10 protein-coding genes are annotated in these 12,935 nt (G+C 36.8%); 4 read left to right on the top strand and 6 right to left on the bottom strand.

Features of this window, described 5'->3' with window-relative positions; all coding sequences use genetic code 11:
* Window positions 1–12 precede the first annotated feature (12 nt).
* From NSQ74_RS05610 to NSQ74_RS05600, 3 genes are all read right to left on the bottom strand, one after another.
* A complete protein-coding gene (locus tag NSQ74_RS05610) occupies window positions 13–2,373 on the bottom strand; it encodes a bifunctional 2',3'-cyclic-nucleotide 2'-phosphodiesterase/3'-nucleotidase (RefSeq protein ID WP_340822013.1) in 2,361 nt (786 codons plus the stop codon).
* 305 nt (window positions 2,374–2,678) lie between these two features.
* Window positions 2,679–3,305, bottom strand: a complete 627-nt coding sequence (locus tag NSQ74_RS05605; RefSeq protein ID WP_340822011.1) for an FMN-dependent NADH-azoreductase — start codon at window positions 3,303–3,305, stop codon at window positions 2,679–2,681.
* A gap of 235 nt (window positions 3,306–3,540) precedes the next feature.
* Window positions 3,541–4,248 (bottom strand): DsbA family oxidoreductase, encoded by a 708-nt coding sequence (locus NSQ74_RS05600; protein WP_340822009.1) that lies wholly within the window; start codon window positions 4,246–4,248, stop codon window positions 3,541–3,543.
* Between the two features lie 126 nt (window positions 4,249–4,374).
* Here NSQ74_RS05600 and NSQ74_RS05595 point away from each other — a divergent pair, with 126 nt between their 5' ends.
* Entirely contained in the window at window positions 4,375–5,754 is a 1,380-nt protein-coding gene (locus tag NSQ74_RS05595) for an FAD-dependent oxidoreductase (RefSeq protein WP_340822008.1), read from the top strand.
* Between the two features lie 359 nt (window positions 5,755–6,113).
* On the opposite strand, the gene NSQ74_RS05590 is transcribed toward NSQ74_RS05595, so the two are convergent.
* On the bottom strand, window positions 6,114–7,040 hold the full coding sequence (locus tag NSQ74_RS05590) for a manganese-dependent inorganic pyrophosphatase (RefSeq protein WP_340822006.1): 927 nt from the start codon (window positions 7,038–7,040) through the stop codon (window positions 6,114–6,116).
* A gap of 329 nt (window positions 7,041–7,369) precedes the next feature.
* Between NSQ74_RS05590 and NSQ74_RS05585 the strand changes: the two genes are divergently transcribed.
* Entirely contained in the window at window positions 7,370–8,176 is an 807-nt protein-coding gene (locus tag NSQ74_RS05585) for a GNAT family N-acetyltransferase (protein WP_340822004.1), read from the top strand.
* Between the two features lie 123 nt (window positions 8,177–8,299).
* Here the strand turns inward: NSQ74_RS05585 and NSQ74_RS05580 are convergent, their stop codons facing one another.
* Window positions 8,300–9,166, bottom strand: coding sequence for a MurR/RpiR family transcriptional regulator (locus tag NSQ74_RS05580; protein WP_340822002.1), 867 nt, complete (start codon window positions 9,164–9,166; stop codon window positions 8,300–8,302).
* Between the two features lie 357 nt (window positions 9,167–9,523).
* Window positions 9,524–10,738 (bottom strand): MFS transporter, encoded by a 1,215-nt coding sequence (locus NSQ74_RS05575; protein ID WP_340822001.1) that lies wholly within the window; start codon window positions 10,736–10,738, stop codon window positions 9,524–9,526.
* A gap of 204 nt (window positions 10,739–10,942) precedes the next feature.
* Here NSQ74_RS05575 and thrC point away from each other — a divergent pair, with 204 nt between their 5' ends.
* A complete protein-coding gene (gene thrC, locus NSQ74_RS05570) occupies window positions 10,943–11,995 on the top strand; it encodes a threonine synthase (RefSeq protein WP_340822000.1) in 1,053 nt (350 codons plus the stop codon).
* Window positions 11,992–12,885, top strand: coding sequence for a homoserine kinase (gene thrB, locus NSQ74_RS05565; RefSeq protein ID WP_340821999.1), 894 nt, complete (start codon window positions 11,992–11,994; stop codon window positions 12,883–12,885). Before thrC ends, thrB begins: the two co-directional genes overlap by 4 nt.
* Window positions 12,886–12,935 lie beyond the last annotated feature (50 nt).

Here is a 12,935-nt window from a genome sequence, read left to right as displayed (position 1 = left end):
TTATAAACTGCATTATTTAATTAAATATTTACCGAAGCCGCCTTCTGTATCACCAAGATACTCGATGTTGCTACCTGCTGGAATGACTTTTTGTGCATCCTTAGCAGAATGATAAATAATCTTTGTATTAGCTGGGAACGGTACAAATGACCAGTTGTTATCCGCAGCAGGATTAATTGTTTTGTTTGCCATAATGTAGTCAACTACTGCTTGACGATTTTCATAAGCATAGTTTGTTACATTTGTGCCTTCCGCATTTTTAAAGGTTGCTCCATAAGAACCACCAACACGGTAATTGTTTGTAATAATAATGAATTCTTGCTCTAGATCAATTGGCTTACCATTGTATTGTACATTTTTAATACGGTTCGCTTTTTCATCGACAAGAATACCACGACGATCATATTTTGCTGGAGATGTTACATCAATTTGATATGTTAAGCCATCTAAAACATCAAAGTTGTAAGAGCGTGCTTCAGCATCAATAATATTTTGTTCCTCGGTTTTCGTCGGATCGATTGTTGCGAAAATACCAGCAGCCATCTCTAACCATTCGATAGCTTGTGCACCTTTAACTTTTATCGTTGCAACAGTATTATCGTAATGATAAATGTCTGCCATGTTTTTAATAGCAAGTGGACCTACAGGAATGTTTGTGAAGTCCGCAGGGTTGTTACGAGAGCCCGCTTTGAAAGGAGCACCAGCAGAAAGGATTGGTGTGTTTTCATCAGCAGTCCCTTTTAGTTCTTTTTCAATAAACCATTTTTGAGCTTGTGTTACGATTTGAATAGATGGATCATCTTGAACCATTGAGAAGTAGCTGTGAATAGGTGCAGTCGTTTCACCAACAGCTTGGCGAATATACGTTAATGTACCTTCATGTGCTTCTTTAATAGCGTTTAACACAGTTTGCGATGGTTGTAATCCTTCTTGTTTAATAGAACGGATTGAACCTTGTCCATTTACAACAACCCATTCAGAACCTTGTTGTTCTAATTTCAAATCAATTACACCAAGGTGGCTACCATAGCTACCTGCCATAACTGTTGGAACTCCATTAATAGTCCCTTTTTCTTGATCAACATTTTTAAGGTCTTTATAGTCACCTGGGAATGTTAAATGCGAGTGACCTGTAATTAAAGCATCAATACCTTCTATTTCAGAAATTTGGTATCCTACATTTTCAGCGCCTTTTACATTCGTATCTTCACCGATACCTGAATGAGAAAGCACGACGATTACATCTGCACCTGCTTTTTGAATTTCAGGTACAACTTCTTTAATTGCCTCTACAGGCTCCTGCATTTCTACTTTACCTTCTAAATGAATAGCATCCCATTCAACAATTTTAGTTGGTACAATACCTGTTACACCCACTTTTAGTGTATGTTTTTTACCTGTATTGTCCACAACCTCTTTATCGATAATAACAAATGGTGTATACATATGTTCTTTTGTTTTTGCATCGTAAGTGTTCGCATTCACCACTGGATATTGCGCATCATTCAGTACTTCTGTTAAAAATTCTAAACCATAGTTGAATTCATGATTTCCTAAAGTGCCGCCATCATATTTTAGTGCATTTAGAGCAGCAATAGCAGGATGAGTTTCACCTGGTTTTAACACATTTTCTAACGCTTTATAAGAACCTAGTGGTGTTCCTTGAATTAAATCTCCATTATCAAATAATAATGTATTAGGGTTTTCTGTACGCGCTTGCTCAATAAGTGAAGCTGTGTTTGCTAGTCCAACATCAGCAGATTTTGCATCTAAATAGTAGTTATAGTTTGCTAAGTTAGTATGAATATCAGTAGTACCTAAAATTTGAAGATCCACTGTAGTCGCAGATGTAGGTACTTTGTATTCAGCTACAAAACGCTCAACAATACTTTGCATTTGATCGGCTGTCACATAGTCACGCGGACGAATTGTATTATCTTCATATCCTTGTAAAATATTCGCTGCTACAGCATTTGCTAAATCTTGCTTATGTGTCTCAGCAACTTGATCAGCATCTTTGAATTTGTCTAATTCACTAAGTGAAGCATTGTTTGTTACTAATCCACGGGCCGAAATAACAAATGCCTGTTGACGAGTTAATTTATCATTTGGACCAAATAAAGTTGCTGTTTTCCCTTTAATTAACTTTAGTTCTACCGCTTTTTCCACATAAGGTGCTAAATCCTTAGGGACATCTGTAAAACCAAGTGAAGACCCGTCACCAAGCTCAACATTCAAGCTTTCTACTAGTTCCTTCACGTAATCTCCACGTGTTACATCATTAGATGCAGCATTCGCTGAAAAGCCAAATGGTAATACAGCAAATAGAACAAGTAACATGGCTAACATTTTAGTTATTATTTTCTTATTCAAGCAATTACCCCCCTATAAATATAATATTTTCCTTCGTTTTCTATTATATTATACTAATCATCAATTTAACTGAACACTTAGTCCTAATTGTATGTACTTTTTAACCAATAGCAGAACACTTTTTAAGTAAATCATATATTATTATCATTTCTTAATTTTCTTTATTTATAGTATGTTATTTTATGTAAATGTTTAATAAATGCACAACACCAATATGTCAGACCTTTATACTTCTACCATACCTCTATAAAAACAATAAAAAAATCCTCTCAATAATGAGAGGACTTTTAGTAAAAAAAAGTTACTTATGCTTTTACAGCTTGTAAAGATTTTGCTACTTCTTTAACAGCTTCTAGGCCGTTTGCAATAATTTCTTCTGCTTTATCTGGTGTAGCATTATGACCTTCAATGATAACTTCATTAATAATTTCCATACCGAATACGCCACCAACTACGTTTTTAATGTAGTTTACTGACATTTCCATAGGTTGTGCTTCTGGTGCTGAATAATAACCACCACGAGCATTTAGGATGATAGCTTTTTTATCAGTCATTAAGCTAACTAATTGACCGTTTTCATCATATTTGAAAGTAAAACCAGCTTGGTATACATAGTCAATGAAAGTTTGTAACGTAGCTGGGATTGTTAAGTTCCATAATGGGAAAGCAAATACAACAACATCTGCTGCAGTTAATGCATCCATAGCTTTTTGTTTTGCAGCTAAAAGACGTGATTCGATATCAGATAATTCTCCACCGTTTTGCACTTTACCAAATGCGTTGAAAAGATCTTGACCGAAGTAAGGCATATCTTCAGCATACACATCGAATGTTGTTACGTTTACATCTTGTACGCTTTCCATGAAAGTGTCATACATTTTTGTTGAAATTCCGTCTGGACGGTTGTTAGCTTTTACTACTAATACGTTCATTATATAAATCTCCCTTAAATTTCTTAGTTTAATATCTCGAATTCAAGATATATACTTATAATAAGAAAATCAGGATAAAAAGTCAATGTTCCTAACCTAAGACTTTTGACTGAATAATTTTAGTATGAGCCCCAAACCGTAATGACATCCAGATTTTTTTTCGAGCCTACTTGAAAAGCTCCTCTAAAAATCTGAGACAGTAGCTGGGGCTTAAGTGCCACTGTATTAAATTAAATTAAAATTCACAGCTCTCATCTGTACATACGCCTGCATCACTAGAGCCTTCCATTTTTAAAGCAGGTTGCAAACCTTCTTCTTCTGCTACTTTGCGTAATGTATTTTCAAACACCTCTTGTGGTTGTGCTCCAGAAATACCGTATTTACGATTTAGCACAAAAAACGGAACCCCTTTCACACCAAGTTGAAGCCCTTCTTGTATATCTTCTTCTACATCAGCTTTAAAATCATTGCTAGCTAGAACCTTTATAACATCATCACGATTTAGGCCTACTTGTTCTGCTATGTTTACTAACACATCATCATGACTAATGCGCTTTGCTTCTATAAAATGACTGTGTAACAGTGCCTCAACAAGTGCTGTAGCGTCCCCTTGTTGTTCAGCCCATTTCACAAGTCGATGTGCTTTTAATGTATTTTCTGTCTTCATTTTATCGAAGTTATAGTTTAAACCGACTTCTTTTGCACGCGCAGTTACACCTTGCGTCATTTCTTTCGCTTTTTCTATTGTCATACTATATTTTTTTGCCAAAGATTCATAGACTGACTCATTCGTATCTTCTGGTGTTGTTGGATCAAGCTGATAGCTTTTATAAACAAGTTCCACCTGTCCCTCAAAGCCTGTATCCTGAATAGCCTTTTCTAATTGCTTTTTGCCAATATAGCAAAATGGACAAACATAATCTGACCAAATTTCAATTTTCATAATTGAACACGCTCCTTTTGCTACATTGTAACGACACCAGTTCGCTTGAAGCAATTTTTATGCTTCATTGCATAAATTTTCAAACCAATCTCCATACTAAGCATAAAAACACTGTGAGGGTTAACTATGACACAATCTCTTTGGCTAGCAACGACCGACTCTGATTCATTGCCATCATTGACGGCTTCAACTAAATGTGATGTTTGTATTATCGGAGGGGGTTTGACTGGACTATATACTGCCTATGTTTTAGCAAAAGCAGGTGTTGATGTTGTACTGCTTGAGGCAAATGCTAAGCTTAGTCATGGTACGACTGGTCATTCAACAGGAAAATTAACTGCACAGCATGGCTTAGTTTATGCGAATCTTATCGAAAAACTTTCTGTAGATGATGCTCGGCTTTACTATCAATTAAATCAGCTTGCTATAGAGCAAGCATTACAGTTACTACCTAAAGAGTCCATTCAGCAAGTGGATTCATTACTTTATTGTCAAACAAAAGATGGGTACTCGCAATTATTAAAAGAGTGGAACGCCTATAAAGTATTAAATATAAAGTCTAAGATCACCTCGGATACAGAGCTTCCATTCCCTGTTACAAAAGCGCTCAGCATATCACAACAGGCGCAAATAAATCCTGTAATGGTTAGCAATTTTCTTATTAAAGAGGCGTTATCAATGGGTGCAAAACTATATGCGAATACCCGTGTTCAGCAACTGCAAATTGCGCAAAATAACTTACATACCGAAAAAAATATATCGGTTCAATATAACAAGCTCATTTTGTGCACACATTATCCAATTGAAGCCTTCAAAGGACTACAACTTTTAAAGCTTTCGAATAATCGCTCTTATATGGTCGCCAGTAAAATAACGGAGACGTTCCAAGGACAATATTTATCAGTCGATTTCCCTTCCCGTTCTATTCGTACGACGACAATAAATGATGAACATTATTTGCTTCTCGGTGGGGCTAATCATATAGCAGGTGAAACGGCAAAAACCGAGCCCTATTATGACGCCATTCAAAATGAAATGAAAACGCATTTTGGGCAGGAGCCACTTTATAGATGGTCGGCACAGGATATTGAAACACCAGACATGGTACCTTATGTCGGTAGAATAACAAAATCCTTACCTAATGTCTTTATCGCAACAGGGTATCGTAAATGGGGGATTTCTAATTCGTTTGTAGCTGGAGATTTACTGTCATCACTTATTACCGAGACTACAAATGCCAACGATGCCAGTGCACTCTATTCACCAGCACGCACGAAATTTGGTGCACAATTTATGCAAATGCTAAAGGTCGGAGGCTTCGTGGCAAAGGAATTTGTCTCAGGCCATATTAAAAATGGCAACGCGCCAACTTGTACACACTTAGGCTGTAAAACTAAATGGAATGAAGCAGACGAAACGTGGGATTGCCCATGCCACGGCTCCCGTTTTAATTCCCAAGGTGAAGTGCTAGAGGGGCCAGCAGTACAGCCTTTAAAGCTTGACTAAAAAGTACAGCACCAAATCGCAAATAAACAAAAACAACGTACTAAAAGCATTACCTCCAGCATCAGACTGCAGAAGGCTGGGACAACAGAAAAAGTGTTAGATTAACTACAGTCAATCTAACACTTTTTTGCATGCTGTTGATGTCCGCTACGGCGGTCGCTTTCCGCGGGCACATCGTAAGCCGCAACCGTCGCTATCGCGCCGCCTGTTAAGCCTAACGTTTTGTGCGTTCCCGCAGGAGTTGCTACCTCTGCTTCCATCAACTAGTATTCTATTTTAACTTTTACATACATAGTGCCATCTCTTTTTAAATTTAAAGTTTTACCCCAGACTCATTCTTTGTTGGGCTATACCTTAAATTATTTTAAAGCTTCCGTTAACACAGGTACGATTTGTTTTTTACGAGAAACAACACCTGGTAATACAACACGGCTGTTTGTAAGCTCAGCACCAAATGCTTTTGCTGCAGCTTCTGCAACTTGTCCAATTGCAACAGCTGTTGAATCATTGTTTAATATATCTGTTACGACAAAGAAGAATAAGTCTAAGCCATTTTCAGCAACATTTTTGTTTAAAAGAATTTCTAATTCGTCTTGTCGACCAAGAACGTCATTAATATCGACAGCATTTACTTGAGCAACTACTGATTTATATTCACCGAACTGGAACTCTTTAGCATCTAATGATAAAAGGTCTTCTAATGATTTATCTGAAAGATCAGCGCCTGCTTTCAACATTGCTAGCCCATAATCAGCAGCGTCAACTCCTGCGATTGTTGCTAGCTCTTGTGCAGCTTTAACATCCTGTTCTGTACAAGTTGGTGATTTGAATAATAATGTATCAGAAATAATAGCAGATAACATTAAACCAGCAATATTTGATGGTACTTCAACATCATTTTCTTTAAAAATTTTATTTAAAATAGTTGCCGTACAACCAACTGGCTCTGCACGATAATACAATGGGTCTGCTGTTTGGAAGTTTGCAATACGGTGGTGGTCAATTACCTCTGTAATTTGTACTTCTTCAATTCCATCAGCCGATTGTTGGAATTCATTATGGTCTACAAGAATAACTTTTTCCGCTTCCCCTACTACGGAAGTAATTAAACGAGGTGCCTCAAAGCCAAATTTCTCTAGGGCATATTTTGTTTCGTTATTTACTTCACCGAGACGTACTGCTTCAGTATCTACTCCAATTTGTTGTTTTAAATATGCATATACAATTGCAGATGTAATCGTATCTGTATCTGGATTTTTATGTCCGAAAACTAAAACTTTACTCATTAATACTTTTCCTCCTAAATGGCTTCTACATTTTCATTTATTTTAACATAATTTATAATAGAACATGATATAAAGTAAAACTTTCATCATCCTGCATTTTCATTAACTATCTTCTTGTTCATTCACGCTGCGCTATACTATAATAAAAGCATTCCCCTTCATTTTATAGTTTATCTATTTTTTACCATGCACTATTTTACTTTTTCTATGTTAAGCATAAATTTCCTTATTTTAGATAGATATATAGTTGTGATTTTTATACAAGAAACGATAATTTTATGCTATTATCATGTAGTCAAAATTTTTTAGGAATTACAGGAATGGGGATTATGATGACAAAGAAGATGGAAAAAAAGTATATTCCTTTAGCAAGCTATTTTGACGTAGCTTCGCAAAATGAGATTACATTATCCTTTATCGCATTAGAAAACATTATGGGACAAGCTTTACCCAATGCTGCATATTTGAATAAGAGCTGGTGGAAAAAAACAAAACCCCCTCTTACGCACTTTTTATCTTGGACAAATGCAGGTTATTATGTCATTGATGTCAAATTGGGCACGAGTGTCACTTTCTCTCGCACACAAGAGAAAATACCTTCGGACAATATTTCTGAAAATAACGAAAATACTTCTGCGTACATAATCCGAGCGATTGAAGCAACAGATGCTAGAGCATTTATTCTTTTACAAGAAGAAATCCTTCAACAAACTGACTTTTTGTATAATGTAGAAAATGAGTTAGAGCTAACCGTACAGCAGCTAAGAAAAGACCTAACTTATTGGAAGCAATTAAAAAACCGCACGATTTTACTTTGCATTTTAAATGGCACATTTGCGGGCTATGCCGTTATCCATGGTTATAAGCATTCTAAAGCTAAACACGTTGCATCAATTCATATGGCCGTAAAAAAAGAACACCAACGAAAAGGTATCGGTTCAGCACTTATGAATGCAGTGGAAGACTGGGCTAGCAAAAGAGATATTTCCCGCTTAGAATTATCCGTTATGGAGCATAATGATGCTGCGGTACAGTTATTTACAAAACATGGGTTTCAGCAAGAAGGAACACGCTCCAATGCTATTAAACTAAAAGATACGTTTAAGGCTGAATATAGCTTCAGCAAAATTTTATAAATTATTTCCCAAGGATGTCTAATGCCTTATTTGGACATCTTTTTTTTACTTCTAATTTGACATCACCTATCGTAAAAAACGTATAGATTAGCAGTTGTACTCCAATCTATACGCTGTATTTTATTAAAATACTTGTTTCTCTCTTGCAATGTCTAAAAACAATAAATTATTTTCTACTTGTTCATACGATTGTTGATATTGCTCATATCGCTCTTTATCTTGGCTAATCATTTCTTCAATCAATGCATGCATAAAGGAAAACAGTACTGGCACAATGTCCAAAGAAGATTGATTTTTCAAACCTAATGCAAACAATGCATTTGCATAATCCCTTATTGGAGACAAAGCCGAACCTGTAATAGCAATGATTTTCACCTTTTTCATTTTAGCAATTTCAACAATTGTTTTTACATCATTGGATTGTTTATCACATGAAAAGACGATTAACGTTGTACGTTCGCTCATACTGTTTATTTGTTGAACAAGATCATCAGAATCTGTTCGCAGCTGCTTTATATTTGTTCGTAAAGTTTTTAACGTATACGATAACCAATTTGCAACGGAAGCATCTTGACGTGCACCTAAAATATAAATAGTATCTGCTTCATGCATCCATTTGGAGCTTTTTTGAAGCATAGTATCGTTAATGAGATGTATTGTATCTTGAATGTTTTGCATGTCGCGTTGCATTACCTTACCAAAGCTAGAAGTCTTCTGCTTGCTCGTCACATATGTAGATGGGAGAGGCGTTCCCTCATTTTGAGAGTTTAAATAACTTCTTAATTCCTCCTGTAGCTCGACATAACCTGACAAATCCATTGCATAACAAAAACGAATAACGGTTGATTCACTTACATTCGCTTGTCTACCCACTTCAGCCGCCCCATTGGCAATCACAACAGCTGGATTACTCATAACAAATTGCGCGACTTTACGTTGTCCTTTAGACAGCCTTACATACCTTTTCTTTATATCTTCTTTTATACTCATTCCTAACAACCTTTCTTTCAAAGAAATTATCACGAATGGAGATTATTCCCTACTGATTCTAAATTCGATTAAAAATACAGTATCACGATTACAATTTGAATACAATGACTTTTCAGAAAAATCTTTAACACATTAATACACTAATGTGTTAGTTCGTAATAAATTGACATATAATTTATGTATTGACAACATTAAAAATATTTTTATTAACTTGGTAATCTAACTGTATACAATATTCAATTCGAAATTTTAACATATTTCAGAAAAATGTGTATAAAAATAAACTCTTATTTTATTTATTAAATGGTGAGCATATTAAAAAGTCTCGGATTCAGTTAGAATCCAAGACTTTCTTTTTTATTCTAATTCAATTTGTTTTGTTTCTGTCCCTAAAAATATAACACCAATGACCCCGATAATAATTGCACCACAGAAAATCGCAAAAATATAGCCAATATCATAGCCTGCTGTTAACAGGGATCCTACTAATAAAGGCCCAAAAATACCGCCAATTCTTCCAACTGCCGCTGCCATGCCTGCACCTGTACCGCGAATAACTGCTGGATACTGTTCAGGTGTGTAAGCGTATAGTGCACCCCATGCTCCTAAGTTAAAGAAAGATAAAAACATACCCGATATTAATAGCACTGCCATCGTTTCTGCATTACCAAAAATGAAAGCACTTACAGCCGTTCCAATTAAATAGGAAATAAGTACAAATTTCCGTCCGAACTTTTCGATAAACCATGCAGCTGTGAAGTATCCTGGCAGCTGTGCTAACGTCATAATCAGTACATACTTAAAGCTAGTAATCATATCAAAACCTTTTCCTACCATTACGCTCGGCAACCATAAGAACATTCCGTAATACGAGAATACAACAGTGAACCAAAGCACCCATAACATTAATGTTGAACGTGCATATTTTTTCGACCATACTTCCCGTATATTGAGAAAGACACTGCGTTTTTTAGATTCAGCCTTTGCAGTGAATTGCGGTGAATCTGGTAAATGCCAACGAAGGTAAATAGCGTACACAGCAGGAATTGCTGTTAATAATAAAGCTACACGCCATCCCCATGTAGGTATGACAAAATAAGATATAAGTGCTGCAATTAGCCAACCTGCTGCCCAAAAGCTTTCCAGTAATACGACTACTCTTCCACGTTCCTTCGCCTCTACACTCTCAGAAACAAGTGTAGATGCTACTGGTAGTTCTCCACCGAGCCCCATCCCTACTAAAAAACGTAATGCCATAAATGCTACTAATGTTGTCGTAAATGCGGAAATGCCGCTTGCTACGGAAAATAGAATTAATGTCCACATAAAAACTTGCTTACGTCCAACTTTATCGGCAAAAATACCAAATGCAAGTGCCCCTACTGCCATACCAATAGAATTGATGCTACCAATCCAGCCCATTTGACTTTTTGTTAAATCCCAATCTACCGCTAGCGCTGTAATAACAAAAGATAAAATACCGACGTCCATCGCATCAAAGAGCCAGCCAACACCTGCAACTCCTAAGAGCTTGTTACGTGAAATGGATTGTTCTGTCTTTATTGTTGTCATAATAACCACCTGTCTTTACACATGACTTTACATTACGAGTTTACTATACAGTTGTTTCGAGAAAGTGACAAGTAAAATTCAAATGACCGAATTGTTTAGACAATTTAATAATTGCTATTGAAAATATATAGTCATTTGCGTTAAAATGTCTCTTATACAAAAACAACTGTTCTTTCTATGAGAACAAAAGGAGATCGTTACGTTATGTGGAAAGGCCTTATTGAAGAATATAAACAATTTTTACCCGTAACAGAAAATACACCTGCGCTAACATTAAACGAAGGCAATACGCCTCTTATACATTTAGTTAATCTATCAAAACAGCTTGGTATCGAGCTTTATGGTAAAATAGAAGGCGCAAATCCGACCGGCTCTTTCAAAGACCGTGGTATGGTATTTGCAGTAGCAAAGGCTATTGAGGACGGTAGTAAATGTGTAATTTGTGCCTCAACAGGAAATACTTCCGCAGCAGCTGCAGCTTACGCAACTCGCGCAGGTATTCAGTCGATTGTAGTTATTCCTAAAGGGAAAGTAGCCCTTGGTAAACTAGCACAAGCGACAATGTACGGTGCAAAAATTATTGAAATCGATGGCAATTTTGATGATGCTTTAAATATTGTGCGCCAAGTAAGTGAAACGACTCCAGTAGCACTTGTCAATTCAGTTAACCCATACCGTATTGAAGGGCAAAAAACAGCTTCATTTGAAATTGTGGACGCTTTAGGTTCTGCTCCAGATTATTTATGCATTCCAGTTGGGAACGCAGGTAACATCACTGCTTACTGGAAAGGCTTTAAAGAATATAACGATGTGAAAGCTTCAGGTTTACCAAAAATGTACGGCTTTGAAGCAGAAGGCGCTGCAGCAATTGTAAAAGGTGAAGCAATCCCTAACCCAGAAACAGTTGCAACAGCTATCCGAATCGGAAACCCTGCCAGCTGGCAATTTGCTGAAGCAGCTCGTGATGAGTCTGGCGGTATTATTGATTCTGTAACAGACGAAGAAATTATAGCAGCTTACAAGCTAATCGCAGGAACTGAAGGGATTTTTGTTGAGCCCGGTTCAGCTGCATCATTAGCAGGTGTTATTAAATCTGTTGAAAACGGTAAAATTGCTAAAGGCTCAAAAGTCGTGACAGTATTTACTGGGAACGGCTTAAAAGATCCGGATACTGCAATGAACGTTTCAACAGTAGACGTCGTATCTCTTAAAAATGATGAAGAAGAAATTCGTAAATATATCGAGGGTGTACTATGAGTAAAAAGTGGCAAATCACCGTTCCTGGGAGCACAGCCAATTTAGGCCCTGGCTTTGATTCTATCGGACTCGGCTTGTCTCTTTATTTGAAATTAGATGTTTCCCTACAGGATAATTGGGAGATCATACATCTCGATGACAACGGTCCTAGTGAATTCGAGCTAGAACAACATTTACTATATATTATTGCCAAAAAAATTGCTGATCAGTATAATAAACCATTACCTGCTTGCCGTGTTGAAATGGCAAGTGAACTACCATTAGCCCGTGGTTTAGGAAGTAGCGCTGCTGTCATTGTAGCGGGTATTGAGCTAGCTAACCAATTATGCGATTTAAAGTTAACTATACAGGATAAACTAAATTTATCTTCTCAAATTGAAGGGCATCCTGATAATGCGACTGCCTCGGTACTTGGTGGCTTGACGATTTCCTCAATGGATGAAAACGGAATAGTAGATACATTCCATGTAAATGATATTAATGCTTCTTTTGTTGTGTACGTACCAGATGTTGAGCTAAAAACGAGTGAGTCTCGCTCCGTTTTACCAAAACAATTGGATCGAGCATATGCAGTACATGCCTCTGCAAACGCTAATATGCTAGCTGCATCTTTAATGTCACGAGATTTTAAACGTGCAGGACACTACATGGAAGCGGATTTGTTCCATGAACCTTTCCGTTCAACATTGATACCTCAATATGCAGAAATCCGTGAAGCTGCAAAAGCACATGGTGCATACGGTACAGCTTTAAGTGGAGCGGGTCCGACACTCATTTCCATTATTCCAACTACTATTGCTGATGACTTTGTTACTACAATGCAAGCAAAGTTCCCAGAACATCAAATCATCTTAACGAAGGCCGATGAGCATGGTGTACAAGTAAAATAAATGTAGAACGTCTACTTCAAAGTAGGCGTTTTTTCTTGAAGGAGGAAGTA

It is taken from the genome of Lysinibacillus sp. FSL W8-0992 (assembly GCF_038008685.1).
GTDB lineage: Bacteria > Bacillota > Bacilli > Bacillales_A > Planococcaceae > Lysinibacillus.
Note: the sequence above shows the minus strand (reverse complement) of the source record. Positions and strands in the feature narration are given on the sequence as shown.

Bases quoted from the DNA above. Each gene is read 5' to 3' on its own strand.
- NSQ74_RS05605 (WP_340822011.1), bottom strand. From the start codon at position 3,305: ATGAACGTATTAGTAGTAAAAGCTAACAACCGTCCAGACGGAATTTCA.
- NSQ74_RS05600 (WP_340822009.1), bottom strand. From the start codon at position 4,248: ATGAAAATTGAAATTTGGTCAGATTATGTTTGTCCATTTTGCTATATT.
- NSQ74_RS05595 (WP_340822008.1), top strand. From the start codon at position 4,375: ATGACACAATCTCTTTGGCTAGCAACGACCGACTCTGATTCATTGCCA.
- NSQ74_RS05590 (WP_340822006.1), bottom strand. From the start codon at position 7,040: ATGAGTAAAGTTTTAGTTTTCGGACATAAAAATCCAGATACAGATACG.
- NSQ74_RS05585 (WP_340822004.1), top strand. From the start codon at position 7,370: ATGATGACAAAGAAGATGGAAAAAAAGTATATTCCTTTAGCAAGCTAT.
- NSQ74_RS05580 (WP_340822002.1), bottom strand. From the start codon at position 9,166: ATGAGTATAAAAGAAGATATAAAGAAAAGGTATGTAAGGCTGTCTAAA.
- NSQ74_RS05575 (WP_340822001.1), bottom strand. From the start codon at position 10,738: ATGACAACAATAAAGACAGAACAATCCATTTCACGTAACAAGCTCTTA.
- thrC (WP_340822000.1), top strand. From the start codon at position 10,943: ATGTGGAAAGGCCTTATTGAAGAATATAAACAATTTTTACCCGTAACA.
- thrB (WP_340821999.1), top strand. From the start codon at position 11,992: ATGAGTAAAAAGTGGCAAATCACCGTTCCTGGGAGCACAGCCAATTTA.